Source organism: Streptococcus sp. HMSC36C04, assembly GCF_001839535.1.
GTDB classification, from domain to species: domain Bacteria; phylum Bacillota; class Bacilli; order Lactobacillales; family Streptococcaceae; genus Streptococcus; species Streptococcus hominis.
In genome coordinates this window covers 15,454-36,740 of record NZ_KV841583.1, presented here as the reverse complement: position 1 = coordinate 36,740, position 21,287 = coordinate 15,454, and the positions used below count along the sequence as shown (strand labels likewise).

At 41.6% G+C, this 21,287-nt stretch carries 24 protein-coding genes; 4 read left to right on the top strand and 20 right to left on the bottom strand.

Translation table 11 applies throughout. From position 1 onward, the window contains the following. Positions 1-103: 103 nt before the first annotated feature. Genes HMPREF3249_RS02285 through HMPREF3249_RS02265 form a run of 5 tightly spaced genes read right to left on the bottom strand, consistent with a single transcriptional unit; the run spans position 104 to position 4,530 of the window. Positions 104-508, bottom strand: coding sequence for a PTS sugar transporter subunit IIA (locus HMPREF3249_RS02285; protein WP_003032047.1), 405 nt, complete (start codon positions 506-508; stop codon positions 104-106). A 17-nt stretch (positions 509-525) separates the two neighbouring features. Beyond that, positions 526-1,353 carry a PTS system mannose/fructose/sorbose family transporter subunit IID gene (locus HMPREF3249_RS02280; protein WP_003036938.1) on the bottom strand — a complete coding sequence of 276 codons (828 nt, stop codon included), beginning with the start codon at positions 1,351-1,353 and terminating at the stop codon, positions 526-528. Next, positions 1,340-2,233: a PTS mannose/fructose/sorbose/N-acetylgalactosamine transporter subunit IIC gene (locus HMPREF3249_RS02275; protein WP_003027207.1), complete on the bottom strand. Its 894-nt coding sequence runs from the start codon at positions 2,231-2,233 to the stop codon at positions 1,340-1,342. The genes HMPREF3249_RS02280 and HMPREF3249_RS02275 overlap by 14 nt, the downstream gene beginning before the upstream one ends. 18 nt (positions 2,234-2,251) lie before the next feature. Beyond that, complete coding sequence (locus HMPREF3249_RS02270; protein WP_037618939.1) at positions 2,252-2,728, bottom strand: PTS sugar transporter subunit IIB; 477 nt, start codon at positions 2,726-2,728, stop codon at positions 2,252-2,254. After that, a complete protein-coding gene (locus HMPREF3249_RS02265; protein ID WP_059221409.1) occupies positions 2,725-4,530 on the bottom strand; it encodes a glycoside hydrolase family 35 protein in 1,806 nt (601 codons plus the stop codon). The genes HMPREF3249_RS02270 and HMPREF3249_RS02265 overlap by 4 nt, the downstream gene beginning before the upstream one ends. A gap of 150 nt (positions 4,531-4,680) precedes the next feature. On the opposite strand from HMPREF3249_RS02265, the gene HMPREF3249_RS02260 reads away from it, so the two are divergent. Beyond that, positions 4,681-5,397: a GntR family transcriptional regulator gene (locus tag HMPREF3249_RS02260; RefSeq protein ID WP_003027950.1), complete on the top strand. Its 717-nt coding sequence runs from the start codon at positions 4,681-4,683 to the stop codon at positions 5,395-5,397. A 232-nt stretch (positions 5,398-5,629) separates the two neighbouring features. On the opposite strand, the gene HMPREF3249_RS02255 is transcribed toward HMPREF3249_RS02260, so the two are convergent. The 5 genes from HMPREF3249_RS02255 to dhaK all read right to left on the bottom strand — a co-directional run bounded on the left by HMPREF3249_RS02255 (position 5,630) and on the right by dhaK (position 8,845). Continuing rightward, complete coding sequence (locus HMPREF3249_RS02255; RefSeq protein ID WP_003027952.1) at positions 5,630-6,067, bottom strand: DUF6568 family protein; 438 nt, start codon at positions 6,065-6,067, stop codon at positions 5,630-5,632. A gap of 99 nt (positions 6,068-6,166) precedes the next feature. Then, positions 6,167-6,880, bottom strand: coding sequence for an MIP/aquaporin family protein (locus HMPREF3249_RS02250; protein ID WP_003027953.1), 714 nt, complete (start codon positions 6,878-6,880; stop codon positions 6,167-6,169). Between the two features lie 12 nt (positions 6,881-6,892). Then, positions 6,893-7,267 (bottom strand): dihydroxyacetone kinase phosphoryl donor subunit DhaM, encoded by a 375-nt coding sequence (dhaM, locus tag HMPREF3249_RS02245; protein ID WP_003027954.1) that lies wholly within the window; start codon positions 7,265-7,267, stop codon positions 6,893-6,895. Beyond that, positions 7,264-7,845 (bottom strand): dihydroxyacetone kinase subunit DhaL, encoded by a 582-nt coding sequence (gene dhaL, locus HMPREF3249_RS02240; protein WP_059221411.1) that lies wholly within the window; start codon positions 7,843-7,845, stop codon positions 7,264-7,266. Before dhaL ends, dhaM begins: the two co-directional genes overlap by 4 nt. Positions 7,846-7,855: 10 nt before the next feature. Further along, complete coding sequence (dhaK, locus tag HMPREF3249_RS02235) at positions 7,856-8,845, bottom strand: dihydroxyacetone kinase subunit DhaK (RefSeq protein WP_059221690.1); 990 nt, start codon at positions 8,843-8,845, stop codon at positions 7,856-7,858. A gap of 156 nt (positions 8,846-9,001) precedes the next feature. On the opposite strand from dhaK, the gene dhaS reads away from it, so the two are divergent. Continuing rightward, positions 9,002-9,538, top strand: coding sequence for a dihydroxyacetone kinase transcriptional activator DhaS (dhaS, locus tag HMPREF3249_RS02230; protein WP_003027958.1), 537 nt, complete (start codon positions 9,002-9,004; stop codon positions 9,536-9,538). 9 nt (positions 9,539-9,547) lie between these two features. Then, entirely contained in the window at positions 9,548-10,534 is a 987-nt protein-coding gene (gene dhaQ, locus HMPREF3249_RS02225) for a DhaKLM operon coactivator DhaQ (RefSeq protein WP_049533240.1), read from the top strand. 55 nt (positions 10,535-10,589) lie between these two features. Here dhaQ and purB read toward each other — a convergent pair whose 3' ends face one another. From purB to purD, 8 genes are all read right to left on the bottom strand, one after another. Then, on the bottom strand, positions 10,590-11,885 hold the full coding sequence (gene purB / locus HMPREF3249_RS02220) for an adenylosuccinate lyase (protein ID WP_059221413.1): 1,296 nt from the start codon (positions 11,883-11,885) through the stop codon (positions 10,590-10,592). A gap of 51 nt (positions 11,886-11,936) precedes the next feature. Continuing rightward, complete coding sequence (locus tag HMPREF3249_RS02215; RefSeq protein ID WP_049533238.1) at positions 11,937-12,638, bottom strand: hypothetical protein; 702 nt, start codon at positions 12,636-12,638, stop codon at positions 11,937-11,939. Positions 12,639-12,681: 43 nt separating this feature from the next. Beyond that, the gene (locus tag HMPREF3249_RS02210; protein WP_049533237.1) at positions 12,682-12,909 is read right to left on the bottom strand and encodes a hypothetical protein; all 228 of its coding nucleotides are present in this window, start codon (positions 12,907-12,909) and stop codon (positions 12,682-12,684) included. Between the two features lie 8 nt (positions 12,910-12,917). Next, complete coding sequence (locus HMPREF3249_RS02205; protein ID WP_070867469.1) at positions 12,918-13,868, bottom strand: ketopantoate reductase family protein; 951 nt, start codon at positions 13,866-13,868, stop codon at positions 12,918-12,920. Then, positions 13,869-14,957, bottom strand: a complete 1,089-nt coding sequence (gene purK / locus HMPREF3249_RS02200; RefSeq protein ID WP_070867468.1) for a 5-(carboxyamino)imidazole ribonucleotide synthase — start codon at positions 14,955-14,957, stop codon at positions 13,869-13,871. Next, positions 14,944-15,432, bottom strand: a complete 489-nt coding sequence (gene purE, locus HMPREF3249_RS02195; RefSeq protein WP_022525246.1) for a 5-(carboxyamino)imidazole ribonucleotide mutase — start codon at positions 15,430-15,432, stop codon at positions 14,944-14,946. Before purE ends, purK begins: the two co-directional genes overlap by 14 nt. Before the next feature lie 234 nt (positions 15,433-15,666). Next, positions 15,667-16,101: a 2-thiouracil desulfurase family protein gene (locus HMPREF3249_RS02190; RefSeq protein ID WP_037618926.1), complete on the bottom strand. Its 435-nt coding sequence runs from the start codon at positions 16,099-16,101 to the stop codon at positions 15,667-15,669. Next, positions 16,091-17,356: a phosphoribosylamine--glycine ligase gene (gene purD / locus HMPREF3249_RS02185; protein ID WP_070867467.1), complete on the bottom strand. Its 1,266-nt coding sequence runs from the start codon at positions 17,354-17,356 to the stop codon at positions 16,091-16,093. Before purD ends, HMPREF3249_RS02190 begins: the two co-directional genes overlap by 11 nt. Before the next feature lie 195 nt (positions 17,357-17,551). Here purD and HMPREF3249_RS02180 point away from each other — a divergent pair, with 195 nt between their 5' ends. Next, complete coding sequence (locus HMPREF3249_RS02180) at positions 17,552-19,486, top strand: GBS Bsp-like repeat-containing protein (protein ID WP_059221417.1); 1,935 nt, start codon at positions 17,552-17,554, stop codon at positions 19,484-19,486. 58 nt (positions 19,487-19,544) lie between these two features. On the opposite strand, the gene purH is transcribed toward HMPREF3249_RS02180, so the two are convergent. Together purH and HMPREF3249_RS02170 are read right to left on the bottom strand one after the other, a co-directional pair. Beyond that, positions 19,545-21,092 (bottom strand): bifunctional phosphoribosylaminoimidazolecarboxamide formyltransferase/IMP cyclohydrolase, encoded by a 1,548-nt coding sequence (gene purH, locus HMPREF3249_RS02175; protein WP_070867466.1) that lies wholly within the window; start codon positions 21,090-21,092, stop codon positions 19,545-19,547. 14 nt (positions 21,093-21,106) lie between these two features. Beyond that, positions 21,107-21,274: a hypothetical protein gene (locus HMPREF3249_RS02170; protein ID WP_003036929.1), complete on the bottom strand. Its 168-nt coding sequence runs from the start codon at positions 21,272-21,274 to the stop codon at positions 21,107-21,109. Between the last annotated feature and the right edge of the window lie 13 nt (positions 21,275-21,287).

Sequence of the window (21,287 nt, the reverse complement as noted above, 5' to 3'; positions counted from 1 at the left end):
AGAAATCCATTTTCTTGCCCCAGCCCCCTTAGTTATACAGATTGCTCATTGAAGCAATTCAAGCAAGGACGTGTTTTTCAGCGACTATTAGCTAGACACTCCTTTATTCATCTTCGTCATCGTTCATTTCTGCTAATACATCATTGACTTTCACGATGTATTTGTTCGCTTTTTCGATATATTTTGCTTCAACGCCAGTCAGGGCAGAATTGATAAATTCAATCACCATTGGCATATTCATCCCTGCATAAAGTTCAATTTGGAGTCCTTCCAAAATCAGACGGCTAACGACATTGCAAGGCGTTCCACCAAGCAGGTCGGCAAAGACGATATAATCATCTAAATCTTTTACAGTTGCTGAAAATTTAGCAGTAAAATCGTCTATTCCTTCTTCTGGAAGCAGGGGAACTGTATGAATGAAGTCCAGTGGCCCCATAATCATTTCGGTGCTTTTCTTCAATTCTTCACAAAAGCGACCGTGACTGACCAATACAAGTTGTTTTGTCATTTATAGAGAAGCTCCTTTTAAACACCTAAGATTGGTGTATGAGTAAAGTGTGAAAATGCAGAAACACCAATTGCAATAATAATCACGATAAAGATTGCTTTTGTTGAATTCATACCTTTCTTACCAAGTAGCCAATAAACAAAACCTGTAAACAATGCTGGCACCAAACGTGGGAAGATTTTATCCAATGTTTCTTGAAGATTGAAGGTGACACCACCGAAGCTTTGTGTATAGGTAAACTTAAAGTTAATCATCGTAGCAATCAAAGCAGCCACCATGAAAACACCAAGAACTGTTGCAGCATCTGTGATGGCAGACAATTTGTCCTGCATGGTTGTAACTAATTTCACCCCTTCTTTATGGGCAAACTCTAATTGTTTCCAACGGAAGACATTGATTGCGATTGTCACAGCTATCCAAAGGAAAATTCCAAGAGGATTGCCTTCAACAGCAAGTCCAGCAGCCAGACCACCCATAATAGCAGGAATAGTAGAACCAAAAATCGCATCGCCAATCGCTGCAAATGGCCCCATTAAACCAGTTTTAATCCCTGTAACGGTATCTTTAGCCGCAACTCCTTCATTTTCTTCAAGTGCTAGGTCAATCCCTGTTACTAAAGTATGGAAAAAGTTAGATGTGTTGAAGAATTGCGTATGTGTCCGCATCATTTCTTTTAATTCTGGCGTACCATCTCCATATATCTTGCGCAATTGCGGCAAAATCATATAAAGATAGCCTGACGCTTGCATACGCTCGTAGTTCCAACCCCATTGGAAAGTAAAGAGACTACGACGGTTGATTTGTTTAAAATCTTCTTTTGTTAATTTGTAATTAGAGTTCGTCATCGTCAATTTCCCCACTTTCTGATTGTTCTGCAGCAACAGTCACGACTTGTTTATTAGTCGCATTTTTATAGTTGATTGTTGCCAAGGCAAAGCCAATAATCGCAATCCCAATCATTGGTAGGCCTTCAAATTTTGCACCCCCAAGAGCTGTAGCGATTTGTTTGACAGCTCCTGAAGCAGCTGCCAATGTTGAAATATAGTCAAAAACAACTTTCAACATAGCTGTAATGGCAAAACCTAAACCAAGATAATGAAGATTTTTCTTGACCGGAAGGTAACGAAGCAAAATTGCAAAACCGACACCAGGAAGCATTTTACCTGCAAGAATCAATCCATCTGCAATCCATTGTGCATTATTGGCAAGCCAGTCTGAGAAGGCTTTTACAGCGTCTCCACCGAGCCACAAAGCCAGAAATACTGGAAGGGCACGTGAAAGTCCCCACGGAATGGCACCGAGTAAGTAATTGCGTTCAATGCCTTTGTAGTCAAACTTTTCAACCGCTGCATCAATACGATGTGCAAAGTAAGTCGTAGAGAAACGTCCAAGAACGTCTGTATAAACCAGCAAGGCTGCTACCGGAACGGCAATAGCTGAAATAGCGAGTTCTGATTTCATACCTGTTGCCACAGAGAATGCTGTTGCAAGAACCGCACCAGAAGTTGCGTCAATCCGAGAGGCACCACCGAATGTACCAACCCCAAGCACAACGAGTTGGAGACTACCACCAATAAACAAACCAGTCTTCAAATCTCCCATGACCAGACCAGTGATAAAACCTGCAAAAACAGGGGAGCCAGCTGATGAGTTAATCGTCAACTCATCCAAAATTTGATACGCTGAATATAGCGTCAGTAAGAGAATTTGCCACCATTGTATCATAACAATGACCTCCTAAATTTATTTCAATAATTTCATAAAGTCTTCAACTGGATCATTTGGAACCATTTGAGCCGTTAGAGTTACACCTTTTTCATGCAACTTGTTAAATACTACCACGTCTTCATCTACCACGTTAATTGAGCGTGTGATAGAACGCGTTTCAGGTGTTTGCGACATATTGCCTACATTGAGTGTTTCAATTGGCACACCTGCTTCTACTAATTTCAAAAAGCGGTCCGGTTTTTTCGCAACAATGAGCAGACGTTGACTATCATATTTGCCTGCTAAGATATTTTCAGCTGCTCTTGCGACTGGCAAAATACTCAATTTCACACCAGCTGGTGTTGCCAGCTTCAAGCCGCTTTTTTCAATAGCATTTTCTGCTACTTCATCATCCACGACCATAATCCGTGAAATATTGAGCTTAGTAGTCCAAAGATTAGCTACCTGTCCATGAATCAAACGTCCATCGATTCGATTCCCTACGATTGTCATAAATTTACCCCCTTTATCGTTTTAAATGTAGGTTTGTGAACTAAATGAATAAATTCGCTGTATTTCCCTTCGGTTTCAAAAATGATAATTCGATTTTGTCCGAGTTTTAACAAACTATGTGGAATATAAAGCGATAAGGTCGGTCCGACGTCCCAGAAGCGCCCAATATTGACACCGTTGACAAAGACAATTCCTTTGCCAAAGTGGGTCAAATCAATATACGTATCTTTAAGCACTTTCAATTCGACATCAAACGCATAGAAAGCCGGCTGGTTTTCATGCCATTCTTTCGTGAAATCAATTTTTTCTGGATGCTTGAAATTCAGCACGTACTGTTTCCAATGGAGCATAAAGTGCAAATCCTTGCAGACTCCAGTCCGAATGCCCTTGTGTTGCGTCTCTGCCAACAGTTTGTGCCCATAATTGACGCGCCCCATATTTTCCATCAAAATATCAATCTGATGCGTGGATTGCTTCTGCCTAGGAACAAAGATATCTTCACCAATTTCTGTCTGGTATTGAGTTGTGATACGGTTTCCATCGACAAAAAGTTGCATCCGGTCACGCGCATCAATGATACGAATCCGTTCCTCGTCCGCATCCCATTCCGCTTCTGTACGATAGAGCAGATAGCCAACATTTTGCCCCAGTTCCTCCATGTTCATAGGGTAAAGACTTTCGATTGGCTGCGCTACATCTTCTAAGGTTTCAAATAAACTAACTTTCTCACTGAGCGGAATATCCTTTAACTCAAACGATTCTTTTACCAAAGGCTCCATTTGTGGATACTCTGGATAATATTTTTTTAACATTTGCTGAATAGCAAAGTATTTAGGCGTTGGATTTCCTTGTTCATCAAGGAGAGCTTCATAATCATAAGATGTCACCTGCGGCAGGTCAATGCTGCCTCGCGCTGAACAGCCATTCATGAAACCAAAATTGGTTCCCCCGTGAAACATATAAAGGTTGATACTGCCTTGTTGCAAGACTTCGTGAACCGCTTCAGCCAACTCTTCTGGATCTCGCGTGACAACCGGCTCCTTCCAACGATTGAACCAACCGTCCCAAAATTCCATACACATGAGTGGCCACTTCTTGCCATGCTCATCAAAGAAAGCTTGCAGATTTGCAAAATTATAAGCAGCTTTAGAGCCGAAATTTCCCGTTACAAATACATCATCCTCAATAAGCGTTCCTGCCCGTAAGGTGCCTCGCCAAGGCCCGTCCGATGTAAAGAGCGGACAAGTCACACCTCGCTCTAGCATCATATCTCGAACAGCTCTCAAATATTCCTTATCTTCGCCATACGAGCCATATTCATTTTCGACCTGCATCATGAGAATGTTGCCGCCATTTTCCAAAAGATGCGGGACTAAGCGCGGAAGCAATTCATCATAATAGTTAGCAACTGCGGCAAAATAAGCAGGGTCAGAAGAACGAATTCTCATATCTTCTTCTAAGAGCCAAGCAGGTAAACCGCCAAATTCCCATTCTGCACAAATATAAGGTGACGGACGAAGCAAGGCATACAAGCCTAAATCTTGAGCAATTTGAAGAAATTTCTCCAAATCCAAGATCCCCTCAAAGCAAAACTGCCCTTTCTGAGGTTCATGGACGTTCCATGGAATGTAGGTTTCTACCGTATTAAAGCCTAGAGCTTTCAAATTATAAAGCGAATGATACCAATCATCTGGCTGAATCCGAAAATAATGAATGGCACCAGACAATATTTTAAAAGGCTGTTGATTCAGATAAAATTCTTCTCTAACCTCAAATCTTGCCAATTCATTCCCTTCTTTCATACAATATTTTTGCAATCGTTTACATTGATTAATATAATATATTTTGTATGAAATGTCAATAGTTTTTGAAAAATTTAATAAATTTAACCATTTTAAGAAAAATTATGGTAAAATTTTTTATGAGAGGGAAGCGAAAGAGAGGTGAATAACATGGCAATCCCTAAATACCAATACATTAAAGACGAACTCAAAAGCAAGATTATCTCAGGTCAATTTGAGAATGGAGATAAATTTTATACAGAAGCTGAGCTAATCACAATGTACGATGTGAGTTCTATTACTGTTGTCAGAGCTTTAAACGAGCTAGCAAAAGACGGATATATCATTCGCCAGCAAGGAAAAGGAACATTTGTATCACGTGCCCGCAAACACAAACTCGTTGAATTTTCTGACGTTGAGATATTTCCTACCCAAAATGATCAAGTGACCGTTTTATCGATCGAGCGCGGAAACGACTTGAAATTTCTTGATAAGTTAGATTTGAAGGGACACCAATTTTACTATAAAATTGAGCGACTTCGTAAAGCAAAAGATATCCCTTACATCTATCATCAATCCTATATCCCAGAGCAATATATCAATGCAAATTATCCAAATCTTGAATATTACAGCTCTATCTACAACCGCTTCAAACAAGACTATCATATTCACATGAATGACGAGCACTTTGAAGAAACCAATGAAATTATCTTCCCGACACCAGAAGCTGTTGCAACATTACTGGATATTGACACAAACTTCCCGACCGTCTTCCAAGTAAAAACAACACAGTTAGAAAGCACAGGGCAAATTTTAGAGTATAGCGAAGCCTACAAACGTGGCGATTTCTTTAAAATCAAGTTCGTGTCACGCAGTGGAAATCACTAATTATTTTTTACGTAAAGAACATCTGAATGCCAGTTGTTCTTTTTTATATCTTGAGATTATTATAACCTATCTAGACCAATTTGAAAAGTATTTTATTATTCTTTATTTATCAATTTTTCTATCCTTGCTATAAGAAAAAAACTGCAAAGATTAGGAACATCAAAAAAGGCAAACCACAAAAGCAAGTTTGTCTTCAGTCTGAAACAAGATTTACTGTCATCTTGTTTTTCTCTTATTTATTAAAATTCTCAATTTCTTTAGTAGTCATATTTTTCTTGATTTGTAGCACTTTTTCTTCTGTAAAACCAGTAAATTTTCCAAAATAAGGAACAAATTTTATCTTATATACTTCACGAAAAGCAACTAGCTCTGGTGTCTTTTTCTCACTATCTAAATAATAAAAAGATTTTGTTTTGATTCGTTCCAGTTGTTTCACAAATCGCCTACAGTGTGGACAAGTTCCCCGACCAATGTAGAGATAAAAATTTTCGCTCTGAGCCTGCTTTTCTTTGAGTTCAGGCACGGTTATCTGATGAAATTTCGCTACAATAGCTCGATACTCTTTTTGTTCATCTATTCGCTCAGCTGGATCTAGCAAAACTGAATGACAGGTAACTATTCCAAAAATCAAAAACATTCCAAGTAATTTCAGCCAATGCTTCTTTGCCATCTCTATCCTCGCTATTCTATACAGCTATTATAAAAAATTCAGACAAGAAGCACAAGAAGAGACAGCAAAAGTAGGCCGAAACCTACTTTTTGACTGCTTTTAAACGATACCCAAAATGATATTATACAGCAAGGCCCCTACGACACCGCCGACAATTGGACCTAGGACTGGAATCCAAGCATAGGACCAGTCAGAATCCCCTTTATTTGCGATTGGTAAAAGAGCATGCATGATACGCGGGCCCAAATCCCGTGCAGGATTGATTGCATAGCCTGTCGTTGGTCCAAGTGAGAAACCGACTGCAAAAATAACCGTTCCTACGATGATTGGACCCAAACCAGCAGCAACTTTATTTGGACCAATTGCCATAATCGTGATGACAAGAATGGCCGTTCCCAGTGCTTCCCCCAAAAAGTTAGAAGCTGTGTGGCGAATGGCTGGACCCGTTGAAAAGCTGGCTAAAATCAAGCCTGAATCTTTCGTTTCAGCCCAATGAGGGTAATAGTGAAGCCATAGAACAAAAGCCGCAGCCATGGCACCCAGCATTTGTGCAAGAATGAACGGAAAAACCTGTCCCCAACTAATCGCTCCAATAGAAGCCATTGCAAATGTGACCGCTGGATTCAAGTGAGCTGGACTGAAAAATCCAGATACATAAACCGCCACTGTACAAGCAATCCCCCAGCCTAAAACGATAGCAACCCAGCCAGTTCCTTCCTCTTTTGTCTTGCTCAAAACATTCCCGGCAACAACCCCGTCGCCAAGCAATACTAGGATAAAAGTTCCTAAAAATTCACCGAGATACTGAATCATAATCAAACTCCTTTATTTCTTAATTTCTAACTCTTTCAATTGTTCTTGTATGGTTGCCAAATCTGCACCAGCTTGCAAAAGAGCAGCCGCAGTATAAGCTCCTTCAACAATGGGAACATTGTTAATGATGATGTCTTTATCTGAAAAATCTGCTACTAGCTCCAGATTCATGCGAGCCGATCCAAGATCAAAGAAAGCTAAAATCTTCTCTGCTTCATTGGCTTCTACAATCGTTTGGACTTGCTCAAAACTTGTACCAATACCTCCATCTTCTGTACCACCTACATAGGTCAGCACAACGTCTTTAGCAACTTCTGAAATTAAATCTACAAGGCCTTGAGCAATCCATTTTGAATGAGAAACGATGACAATCCCAACTTCTGTCATGCTTTTTCCTCCACTTCTAGCAAGGCTTCAAAAAGTAAGCCTGACGAATACGAACCGGGGTCAATATGTCCGATAGAGCGCTCTCCGACATAAGAAGCCCGACCCTTCGTTGCTTTCATATCTTTCGTCGCTTCAACCAAAGTATGAATGGTGTCTTTGGTCAATTCTCCTTTTTGAAGAGCCGTCACCACACCAGACCAGACATCCACCATGGTTTTTTCACCCGGAACAGCCTTTCCTCGCTTTTGAATCATATCAAGCCCTGCTTGAACAGCATCCGCCAAGCTAGTACCCTCTTTTTCAGCCTTCATTATTCCCATAAAGGCTGAGCCGTAAAGGGGGCCAGAAGCCCCGCCAACCTTGCTAAGCAATTGCATGGAGACAACTTGAAAGACTTCTGCTGAATTGGCAAAATCCTTTCCTTCCAGATTTTCAACGACAGCTGCCATGCCACGCGCCATATTTCCTCCGTGGTCTCCGTCACCAATGGGCGTGTCTAACTCTGACAAGTAGTCTTTGTTGGCTTGAATTTTTTCATTAAAGAGAAGCATCCATTTCTTTGCTAATGCTGCATCCATATCGTACCTCCTACCAAGCAATCGTTGCAACTGGACTGTTCAAAGCTTCCAGCCAGTCTTCACGTTCCAATTTGACAAAGGTCAGAGAAATGCCTGCCATGTCAATAGATGTCATGTAATTTCCTAATTTCTTGTAAACAACTTCCAGACCTGCTGCTGCGAGAATTCCAGCCACATCGTTGGCAAAGACGTATTGTTCCATGAGCGGCGTTGCCCCCATACCATTGATAAGGATTCCGATTTTATCTCCTGCTTTGAATTCAAAAGAATCTTTTAATTTCGCCACCAATTCTTGTGCCAAGTCTTTAGACGGCTGCATTTTTTCTTTGCGATAGCCGGGTTCTCCATGAATGCCGATTCCAAATTCAATTTCATCATCAGCAAGCACAAAGCCGGGTTTTCCGACTTCAGGAACAGTTGCTCCACTGAGAGCCAGCCCAACCGTATGAATATGAGGAACCAATTCGTCAGCCAAGGCCTTGATTTCACTCAGTGATTTTCCAGCACGCGCAGCATTTCCCAAAATCTTATGAACCAAAATGGTACCAGCAACTCCACGGCGGCCTTGCGTGTAAAGGCTGTCCTCAACAGCAATATCGTCATCGACAACAACACTTGCCACCTCAATTCCTTCCATTTCTGCCATATCCTGCGCCATTTCAAAGTTCATGATGTCGCCAGAATAATTCTTGATAACCATGAATACACCTGCGCCCTCGTCTACTTCTTTGATTGCCTGCAAGACTTGGTCAGGAGTTGGGGAAGTAAAGACCGCTCCGCAAATCGCAGCTGACAACATACCATCGCCCACAAAGCCAGCATGAGCAGGCTCATGACCACTCCCGCCACCTGAGATAATCGCTACCTTGCCAGATTTTTCGCTATTTCGAGCAATGATATCAAAGCCTTCTACACGATGCACCAAATCACTGTGGATATAAGCCAGACCGTCTAGCATTTCGTCCACAACAGCCGTTGGTTGATTGATAATTTTTTTCATGAGTTTCTCCTTTGCTTTATTTTTCTTATTTTTATTGTAAAATTCTTTGCTCCATTTTGGAACGGACAAAATCAAAAATCTGTCCCTCTTTTTAGTTTTCCTATTGCATCATTCATGATAAACTAAGAATAGAACTAAAAAGACTGAGGAGGGAAGATGGCAACATCCTTAATCACGAAAAAAAGGATTGCCAAATCCTTTAAAAAATTACTGACCGAACAAGCTTTTGAAAAAATCTCTGTTCGGCAAATTATGGAAGACGCCGGTATTCGCAGGCAAACGTTTTACAATCATTTTCTGGATAAGTACGAATTATTAGAATGGATTTTTCAGACGGAGTTGCGAGAGCAAGTAACGGATAATCTGGAATATATCTCTGGCTATCAGCTGCTGCAAGAATTACTGCATTATTTTAGCGTCAATAAGAGCTTTTATGCACAATTATTTGACATCGTTGACCAAAATGACTTTTCTTCTTATTTTCAAACCTATTGTCAACAGCTTGTAGCCAAACTCGTCAGAGAATATCATTCCCGTCCTTTCCATTCTGAAATGGAGTATCATTTTTTCATTCATTATCACAGTCAAGCGCTTGCAAATGCTATCAAACATCTGCTGGATTTATCTGAGCAAGATTACCAGCAGCAGGCGCAACTCTTGACACAACTAATCAAAACAGCTATAGAAAATTAAGGCAAGTATATGGTTCACATTATCAATTCAATTCATTCAAGCATTCAGCAAAACATTAATGCAATCACCCGCATGTATCCTCACCTCTCACAGCTGAAACAGCTGCCCGTCATTTATCATAATCAGCACGATTCTTCTGTTGTGCCCATTATTTCAGGCGGTGGGAGTGGTCATGAACCAGCTCATTTTGGCTATGTGGGCGATGGTATGTTAGCCGCTGCTATTAGTGGTCCCATTTTTGTGCCCCCCTGTGCTGAGCATATTTTAGAAACCATTCGTTTTCTGCATCAAGACAAGGGCGTTTTTGTCATTATTAAAAACTTCGACGCTGATATTAAAGAATTTTCCCAAGCCATTTATCAAGCACGCAAGGAAGGAATTCCAGTCAAATACATCATTTCTCATGATGATATTTCTGTGGAAAAAAGCAATTTCCAAATCCGCCACCGCGGGGTTGCAGGAACAATTCTTTTACATAAAATTCTCGGGCAAGCTGCCAAAGAAGGAGCCAGTCTGGATGAGTTGGAAAAACTCGCTCTTTCTCTGTCCACCTCCATTGCGACACTAGGAGTAGCTACAAAATCTGCCACCTTACCAAGCAAGCAGCTGCCTATCTTTGATTTGCCCCAAGGTCAAATTTCCTACGGAATTGGAATCCATGGAGAGCCCGGTTATCGGATGGTTCCGTTTGAATCTTCCGAGTTGCTCGCTGTTGAGCTCATCAACAAAATCAAAATGAAATTCAAGTGGCAAGAAGGACAAGAATTTATTCTCCTCATCAATAACTTAGGCGGCACTTCAAAATTGGAAGAACTCGTTTTCACAGATGACATTCTTCAACTGTTGGATATAGAAGGCTTGAAACTGCCCTTTGTCAAAACAGGTCACCTCATCACAAGCCTAGATATGGCCGGACTTTCTGTTACCCTCTGTCGTGTTTCCGACAGTTTCTGGCTGAGAGCCTTAGAAACCCCAACCAATGCTTTTGCTTGGTGAGAGAGCAAAAATCCAGTGAAATCAAGCCTGATTTTACTGGATTTTTTAGTTTGTTTTAATCCAAACCTATACGGTGGAAAATATCATCCACACGCTTAGTGTAGTAAACTGGGTCAAAAATATCGTCAATTTCCTCTGGTGTTAAACGAGAGGTCACAGCTTCATCAGCTTCTAGTAGCGGACGAAAATCTGTTTGATTGTCCCAAGAATAAGCCGTCTTAGGCTGTACTAAATCATAAGCTTCTTCACGTGTCATGCCTTTTTCAATCAGACTCAGCATAACGCGCTGACTATAAATAAGACCAAAAGTTGAGTTCATATTGCGGCGCATATTTTCAGGGAAAACAGTCAGATTCTTAACGATATTGCCGAAGCGATTAAGTATGTAGTCAATCAGAATGGTCGTGTCAGGTGTGATAATGCGCTCTGCTGAAGAATGCGAAATATCACGTTCATGCCAAAGCGACACGTTTTCATAAGCCGTCACCATGTGACCGCGAATGACACGCGCCAGACCGGTCATGTTTTCAGAACCGATTGGGTTGCGTTTGTGAGGCATAGCAGAGCTACCTTTTTGTCCCTTGGCAAAGAATTCTTCTACTTCACGCTGCTCGGATTTTTGCAGACCGCGGATTTCAGTCGCCATGCGCTCGATTGACGTGGCAATGCTTGCCAGTACTGCAAAATACTCGGCATGCAGGTCACGCGGTAAGACTTGAGTTGAAATTTCTTGAGCACGAATACCTAATTTCTCACAGACATATTTTTCCACAAATGGCGGAATGTTGGCAAAGTTTCCAACCGCACCTGAAATTTTCCCAGCTTCCACACCAGCGGCAGCATGTTCAAAACGCTCGATATTGCGCTTCATTTCACTGTACCAAGTCGCGAGCTTCAGACCGAAAGTCGTAGGCTCCGCATGCACCCCATGAGTACGTCCCATCATGATGGTAAACTTGTGCTCACGCGCCTTGTCAGCAATGATGTTAAGGAAGTTTTCAAGATCCTTGCGGATGATATTGTTGGCTTGTTTGTAGAGGTAACCATAGGCAGTATCGACCACGTCAGTAGAAGTCAAACCATAGTGGACCCACTTGCGCTCTTCACCAAGAGTCTCAGAAACCGCACGAGTAAAGGCCACCACATCGTGGCGAGTCTCCTGCTCAATTTCAAGAATACGGTCGATGTCAAAGTCCGCCTTCTCGCGAATCAAAGCCACATCTTCCTTAGGGATTTCTCCCAACTCAGCCCAGGCCTCGTCAGCCAAAATTTCCACCTCAAGCCAAGCACGGTATTTATTTTCTTCACTCCAAATGTTCGCCATCTCAGGGCGAGAGTAACGGTTGATCATTTTTTCTTTTCCTTTCTTGTTATATTAGTAATCTTACCAAAACTATAAATATTAATTAGTAGTATCCCAGAAACCTCTGAATCGGTTTGTGATATTGGTTATCTGTCCTTCAATAATTGGTTTTAAGTAATCGGATACGTTATCTATTACAGCATCACCAATATCACCTAGTGCTTTCTTAGCTAATTTTTCTACAATAGATTTTACAATACTTTTTAAGGATGTGTCCTTTTTAGCTCCAGATCTAATTAAAGCTTTCTCAATATCCTCTCTACCATCTGGGAGCAACGAAATAAATAAATCTATATAGGCATCTACTGTCATTTTTAAAAGTTCATTAGAAAATGAACCGTCTGTAATATGATTTAGGCTTCTCAACTTAGAACGTAGATAATCAGCCAAATATGGGTTCCCTATCTCAAGGCTAACTTTATCTCCATCCTTTAAAATAGGTGATGAAACCAGCTCTTTCAATTCATTCTCTAAATCATTCTCTGTAGAAGTTCTTAGTTTAGACTCATAAATTAAATTTCTAGCTTTAGCTCGCGTAACTTTTAAAGAAGATACCACATCATAAATCTCTGGAGTCTTTGCTATTACCTCTAGCTCTTGAAGTTTCATAAACAATATTATATCAAAATCTCTTTTGGACATGGCTCCATAAGCTGGCTTAATATACTCTTTTAACAATTCTTTAAAGACTTTAGATGATTCTTCAGAATCCAAACTATCAATTTTATTATTAATATTCATTTATTTTTGATTTCCTCTAAAATTAATCAATCACTATTTAAACTTACTCAAACTCCTCTTTTCCAATAAACACAGATGGATAGTGTGGTAATTCATTGAGATCGGCATCCAATGGTAAATCATAAATTGCTAAATAGTTTTCAGGGTATTGTGCAACTAGCTCTTCATACTTAGCTTTCACCTTTTCGTGATTGCTACTAGCATACAAGACTTCGACGACTGCTCCAGCCTTCTCTTTTTCAACAAATGCATTAACGATGAGTTGAATCATAAAACCTCCTAAATCGAAATTCCCTTCATATTTGCTTCAAGAATGGGCATCTCAACACCTAACTCCTGACCAGTCTGATAAACACTTTGACAACAGTAGAAAATGTCCTGCTTATCATTATGCAAGGTCATAATCTTTCGGGTCAGCTCATTTTTTGCAAACATGACTTTCATAGCTTTTCCTGCTATCCAAGTCGGGATTTTGTATGGTAAAAGTTCTGCCTTGTAAAGCCTCAAATTTACGCCACGCGCTTCTACGACTTTCAAAGCCTCTCGAATGGCCTTGATAGCTAATGATAATTCCGAAGAACTATTCATCAAGTTCAGAGCCAGCTGTTCTGGATTTTCCAGATTCCCCGAACGTGCAACTGTCGAGGTAACACCTGCGTTTATCGCCATGTGAATCCAAATCCACTCGACCATATCATGAGGAGCTTCCCACTTCAAATCTGCAGAAGCTAGTAAAGCCGTCAGATCAACATAGTTAGAAATATGTGCTTTTTGCTCATCTTCTAGCATTAAATGGTCGAACAAGACACCATCTAAATGATTCTCCTGCATGTGACCTCCAGCAGTTGGAAAAGCCAAAATATAGTTGTAGTCCCCTGCCCACTCTTGGACCTCTTTTCGAGTATCCCAGAAATTACAGAAGAAAACAAGTGTGCCTTTGATATTATTTTTTCGCAAGGTTTCCACGGCTTCTTTTACAAAACCATGACGCACACTTAGAAAAATAAAATCATATTCCGAATGAGCTTCCGCCACATAAACCGCATAGGTATCCTGTTTATTTTCACCTTTGGAAACATAACGACCATCTAGCAAATCAACTGTCAAGACGTTTGGTGCTGGACTTTTCTTACTGTCTCTCAGTACGTGTTCCACTTGATGACCTGCTTTTTGAAAAGCATAAGCATAAATGGTCCCGATAACTCCAAGACCTAAAATTGCTACTTTCACTTAAAAATCAATTCCTTCCCCAAACTCTCCAACCTCATCCGGCACATCACTAAACACAGTCACATGCCCCATCTTACGGTTGTGCTTCGCTTCTATTTTACCATACATGTGGAGGTGGACGCTTGGATTTTCTGTGACATATTTTTCAGCAGCCTCGACATGCTGGCCGAGTACATTGAGCATGACAGCTGGGGCATAGAGTTTGATGGCTGGGAGAGGTTGGCCGAGGACGCCTAGGATATGGGTGTCAAACTGGGAGAAGTCGCAGGCTTCAATCGAATAATGCCCTGAGTTATGGGGACGAGGCGCAATTTCATTAACGATGATGTCATCAGCTGTCGCAAACATTTCCACGCAAAGAGTTCCAGATAAATTAAGCTGTTCAGCTATTCGCACTGCCATGGTTTTTGCTTTTGCTGCTAGACTATCAGAAATGCGAGCAGGCACAATGGTTTTAGAAAGGATATTGTTACGGTGGATATTTTCCTGAACTGGGAAAACTGTCACGTCCTTGCCATTTCCTGACACGATGACCGATATTTCCATGGTGAAGGGGACGAAATCCTCTAGCACACAAAGAGTCTCATCTGCCAAATCATGCGCAGTCGCTAAGCTCTCCTCATCTCTAATGACGACTTGACCGTGACCGTCGTAGCCACCCGTTGCTGTTTTCAGCACGCGTTTAGTCGAAAAGTCATAGTCTGCAAGATCTGCTGATGAGCGGATAATTCGATAAGGAGCCAAATCTACGCCAGTGCTTGAGAGAAATTCTTTCTCGTGTACTCGGTTTTGCGAAATACGTAGCAGCCTCGTTCCTTGCGGCAGATCTGCCAAATCAGCCACCGCATCTAAGCTGTCTGCGTCCACATTTTCAAATTCATAAGTCAGGACATCACAGCGCTCAGCTAATTGACGAAGAGCCGCCACGTCATCATAAGGAGCAACAATAACCTCACTGACACGAGCAGCTGGACAATTAGCAGCTGGATCTAGCGTAATGACCTTGTGACCTCGATAAATTGCAGCAATCGCCATCATTTGTCCTAATTGACCGCCACCGATAATTCCAATCGTTTTAGTTGAGTTCATTGCTAGACTCCTCAGCAATCTTTCCTTGTTTTTCTACAAAATCAGCTAGTGCTTGGGCAATTTTGGCATCTTCAACAGACAGCAAGCGCAAAGCAAAGAGCGCTGCATTGGTCGCACCCGCTTCGCCGATAGCCATTGTTGCCACAGGCACGCCGCCAGGCATTTGCACGATAGAGTAAAGTGAGTCCACTCCGCTCAAAGCACGAGATTTGACAGGCACACCGATAACCGGCAACGTTGTTTTAGCTGCTACCATACCCGGCAGATGAGCTGCACCGCCAGCCCCTGCAATGATAACCTTAATCCCACGGCCACGCGCTTCCTCAGCATATCGAAACATAAGGTCTGGCGTTCGGTGAGCTGAGACCACCTTTTTTTCATAAACAACACCGAAGTCCTCAAGAACTTGGGCTGCTTTTTTCATTGTTTCCCAGTCGGATTTAGAACCCATGATAATAGAAATAATTGGTTGCATAATTTCTCCTTTTTCAAGCCTGCCTTAGGCTGTAGAGGCGTCGTGAACTTTCTTGCGGATGCTACGCTTTTCTTCTCATCTTTTCTTAAAAGCCGAGGAAAAGCTAACATCCCATCTAAAAAATCTTCTTGACTAGGTTTGTAGACCTTTGAGCTACAAACTTTCCCAAAATACCACAGCGATAGCAGGCATGGTTTCATAGCGACCTTTGGTCGCTTGAGCTAGCGCTATACTTTATTTAATTATATCTTCAGCATCAATAACTCTGTAGCCTCGTTTTTTTAATGCTTGTGCAAAAAGGCCTCTGCCCTCTATTTTTCGACCAGTAAAACGACCATCGTAAATCTGGTTGACACCACAAGAGGGACTTCGGGACTGAAGAATAGCAAAGTCAATATTTTTTTCAGCTAAACTCGACAATGTGTGATCAATTCCTACTTGAAATTCTTTATCATAAAAATTCCCATTAACATCACATGGCCGCCCTTTTAAAATCTCTACTGGCTCTCTTGGAACTGGTAAGCCGCCCGCAACTTCCGGGCACACCGCTAAGACATCTTTATCCGCAACAAAGTCAATAACAGCTTGATTATAATTATTGCCTCCATTGTACTTGCAATTTTCTCCAAGCAAACAGGCACTAACTAGTATACATTTTTTATTTTTCAAGAGCCTTGCTCCCAATATCAGTTCTGTAGAAAAGTCCAGTCGTGTCTTGTTTGTCGAGTTGGGCATAAATTTTTTCCTGCGCAGCCTGAACACTGTCGGCTGTGGTGACCAGCATGTAGACACGACCGCCATTGGACAGCAGCGCTTTGCCATTTTCATCAAACTTGGCGCCCGCATAGTAGGTGATGATATCACCGTCAGTCTTTTCTGGCAAAATTACACCTTTTTCGTAGGTAAGTGGATAACCTTCAGAAGCCACGACAACGCCCAAGGTCACACCGCTGTCCGTCCAGGTCATATCTGGCTCCTTGCCCTCCAAAATGTCCGTGATGTTCTGCGCCAAGTCAGAAGTCAGGCGTGGCAGAATAACCTGCGTCTCAGGATCACCAAAGCGAGCATTAAACTCAATGACCTTAGGGCCTTCCTCGGTCAGGATCAGGCCTGCATAGAGGACACCGACATAAGGTCGCCCTTCTTTAATCATCCCCTCCAGCACTGGCTTGACAATGGTGTCAACCGCAGTTTCAACCACGCTTGCTGACAGATGTGGCACGGGCGCATAAGCACCCATACCGCCTGTATTAGGACCCTTGTCACCGTCATAAGCACGTTTGTGGTCCTGAGCCGTTGGCATGATGTAAAACTTGTCACCATTAACAAAGGCAAAAAGAGAAAATTCCTCTCCAGTCAAAAATTCCTCAATCACCACACGCGCACCAGAATCGCCGAATTTATTGTCTAAAAGCATTTCATGCGCTGCTTCGACCGCTTCTTCCACCGTTTCAGCGACTACCACACCTTTCCCCAAGGCCAAGCCGTCCGCTTTCACCACGATTGGAGCGCCCTCTTTTTCGATATAGGTTTTAGCTTTTTCAAAGTCTGAAAAAGTTTCGTAGCGTGCTGTCGGCACACCGTATTTTTTCATGATTGACTTGGCAAAATCCTTGGACCACTCCAGCTCCGCAGCCAGCCGAGTCGGACCAAAAGCCTTAAGTCCAGCCTGATTAAAATCATCAACGATACCTGCCGCTAGCGCATCATCAGGACCAATGAAAGTCCAAGCAACATCATTTGCTTTAGCAAAGTCAATCAGCGCTGCATGCTCAGAAATCCCAATCGAAAGCAACTTAAGACCGTCGAAGGTCATCCCGTCATTTCCCGGAGCCACAAAGACCTGCTCCACCTGCGGTGACTCCAACAACTTCTTAGCAATCGCATGCTCGCGACCACCTGAACCAACAACTAAAAGTTTCATGATTGCCCTCTTTGCGAATTATTTATATCAATTATACCATAAATGTTCGTTTATACCTTTATTTATCGTAAAATATTTTGATAACAATGAAATTTCGCTATCATTTTCTAATTTTTCAATTCAGTTTTCAATTTTTTCATCTTTTCCCGAATAATCTAAATGGAACTATCCAAATTATTTATTCAAAGGAGATTTATGAAGAAATACAGTCAATTATTTTTACTATCTAGCACTATTTTGGGCGTTTTTTCTGCTCAACTAACTGCTCAAGCCTCGGAAGCAGATAATGCTCAAAAAAGCTCAAATCCAGCAACTCTTGCTAGCAACATTACCGTCAATGTTTCTGGAAATACAGCTTCTATTAACTACACACGCTCACAGACACAAGTTCCTTACACCATTTACCATGCTGTTTGGTCTGATGAAAATGGGCAAGATGACATTAAGTGGTATTCCGCGCCCCAGACACCAACTACAGCTATTGATTTGCGTCAGCACACTGGTTATGGAACCTTTCACGTCCACACCTATATCAATATCAATGGAAAAATGGTTGGTTTAAACGGAACGACTTTCAAAGTAGAAAAACCAGCTAGCGGCACGGTTTCTACAACCGTTTTAGGAAAGACTGCTCAAATATCCTTTACTCGAAACAAAGATCAAACAAATGCCAATATTTTACACGCTGTTTGGTCTGACGAAAAAGGACAAGATGACATCAAGTGGTATACGGCAGGGCAAGACACAACAGAAATTGACTTATCCAATCATAAAGGATACGGTGTTTACCATGTTCATACTTATGAAAGTAAAAACGGAAAGATGATTGGATTAAATGGTACCACTTTTAACCTTGAAAAACCAAATCCTACTATTCAGACTAGCTTTCCTGAGCCTGGTATCATGGATATTCAGATCAAAAATGTTCCTGAAACAATCTACAAACTAACCGTTCCGGCTTGGTCTGACCGCAACGGACAGGATGATCTTCAATGGTATGCAGCTACTAAAAATCCTGATGGAAGCTACAATGTTAGAGTTGAGCTAAAAAAACACAACTATGACACAGGAACTTATCACATTCATCTTTACGGAGAAAGCTATGTCAAACCAGAGTTTACTGGCTTAGCTGGAATCACTGCCCAAGTTGATGCTGATAAATTGCCTTCTGAAGAAGAGCAAAAACCATTCTTCTCTGTTGAAAATATCAATCAAGAACAAGGGACTTATACCGTCAAAGTTAGTGAAACTTCAAAGTCCAAACCGATTCAATCTGTTCGAGTCCCTATTTGGAGCACGAGCAATCAAAGTAATATCAAGTGGTATACAGCCACTAATAACGGTGACGGAACATTTACGGCAGCATTTGATATTCGCAATCATCAAGTTTTGTCTGGAACATACACCAATCATATTTATGTAAAATATAAAGACGGTAGCGAGCATAGTTACGCAACGGATTCGGTTGCTATGTCCGCAGAAAAAATTAAAACCAAAGTATCTGTCGATAAACGCTCAACTTATCTTTATGAGGTGACAGTGACAGATGCCTACGGTGACGGAACAATTACCTTACCGACTTGGTCTGAAGTCAATGGACAAGACGACATTCAGTGGTACATTGCTACTAAAGCTGGAAATGGAATTTACAAATTCACAATTGATACGCAAAAACACACTGGCAGCGGGCTTTTCCATACACATGTCTACCGCAATCTCAACGGTCAAATGATTGGACTAACTGGTACGAGCTATCAAGTAGAGAAACCTGCTGTTTCTTTCCAACCAAATTATGCCGCAGCAACGACTTATCCAAAAGGGCAATGTACTTGGGGCGCCAAAGCTCTTGCGCCTTGGGCTGGCAATTACTGGGGCAATGGTGGTGATTGGGCTGCTAGCGCCAGACGAGCTGGTTTTAAAACCGGTACAACTCCACAAGTAGGGGCTATTATTTGTTGGACAGACGGTGGCTACGGTCATGTTGGAGTTGTTACTCACGTAGCCTCAAACACACGCATTCAGATTCAAGAGGCCAACTACGCTGGAAAACAATATATTGGCAACTTCCGTGGCTGGTTCAATCCTCATGCAGCTGGACAAGGAGCAGTTAGTTACATTTATCCAAAATAAGTTCCTCTGAACAACTTTAAAAACCTTGGAAAACAAATCCAAGGTTTTTATACTATTTTCAATGTCTAAAATGCCGTACGCCTGTAAACACCATGGCAATGCCGTATTTATCAGCCATGTCGATAGACTCTTGGTCACGGACGGAGCCACCTGGCTGGATGATTGCTTTCACACCTGCAGCAGCAATTTCTTCAACATTGTCCGCAAATGGGAAGAAAGCATCACTAGCAAGGACCGCACCATCAAGACGGTCTTTCGCTTGGTCAAGAGCGATACGAACAGAAGCCACACGATTGGTTTGACCAGGACCGACACCCAGTGTCATGTGGTCATTTGTCACGATGATACCATTCGATTTCACATATTTGATCGCTTTCCAAGCAAATTCAAGCGCTGTTTTTTCTTGGTCGTTTGGTTGTCGTTTGGTTACAACCTTCCAATCCGCTGGATTTTCTTCAATAACATCTTGGTTTTGAACCAAAAGCCCACCGACAACACCCGTGTATTCTTTTTCAATTTGGCTAGCTTCTTGAGCTTCAAATGGCAATTGAAGAATCCGCAAGTTTTTCTTCTTCGTTGTCAAGATTTCAAGGGCTTTTTCTGAATAACTTGGTGCAATGATGATTTCAAGGAAAATAGCGTGCATTTTCTTAGCAGTTGCTGCGTCAACTTGGCGATTCAACACAACAATTCCACCAAAGATTGAAACTGGGTCAGCTTCATAAGCGTAATCCCAAGCTGTTTCAATTTCGTCAGCTTGTCCGATACCACATGGATTCATGTGTTTAAGAGCAACAACAGTCGGGCGGTCTTTGAAATCACGGATAATGCGGATTGCAGCATCAGCATCACGGATATTGTTAAAGGACAATTCTTTCCCGTTCAATTGTTTAGCAGAAGCAATCGAGTAGTCCGTTGGCAAAGCCTTTTGGTAGAAATCCGCGTCTTGTTGAGGGTTTTCACCATACCGCATGGGTTGTTTCAAATCATAAGTGAGGGTGAGTTTTTCAGGTTTTGTTTCTCCGACTTGTTTTGTGAAATATTCCGCAATTAAAGCGTCGTAAGCTGCTGTGTGACGGAAAACTTTGGCTGCCAAGCGCTGACGCGTTTCAAAGTTTGTTTCACCATTAGCTGTCAATTCATCTAAAACAACATCGTAGTCAGCTGGGTCAACGACAACTGTAACACTAGCATGGTTTTTAGCAGCAGATCGAAGCATGGATGGACCACCGATATCAATGTTTTCAACTGCATCGGCATAAGTCACATCTGGTTTCAAGATTGTTTCTTTAAACGGATACAGATTAACCACAACAAGGTCAATCAATTCAATGTGATTATCTTTTGCAGCTTGAAGGTGGCTGTCAAGGTCGCGACGAGCCAAAAGGCCGCCGTAAATATTTGGATGAAGTGTTTTCACACGACCGTCCATCATTTCTGGGAAGCCCGTTACATCATCAATGGCGATAGTATCAACGCCTGCTTTATCAAGCGTAACTTTTGTTCCGCCAGTTGAGATAATATCCCAACCAAGTTTTTTTAATTCTTGAGCAAATTCAACAATGCCCGCTTTGTCTGAAACACTGATTAGTGCACGTTTTGTCATTTCAGTCCTACTTTCTACTTCTTTTTGTAAAATATAAACCACTCAATAGCAATACTGGCAATAAGCCCGATAGAATAAGCCAAGCAAAGGCGTAACGGATTTTCAAGATTACCAAATAGTACATTTACTATAAAGGCAACGACAATAAAAGTTAATACAAACACCAAAATCTTTTTTATCATCATAATCTTCTTA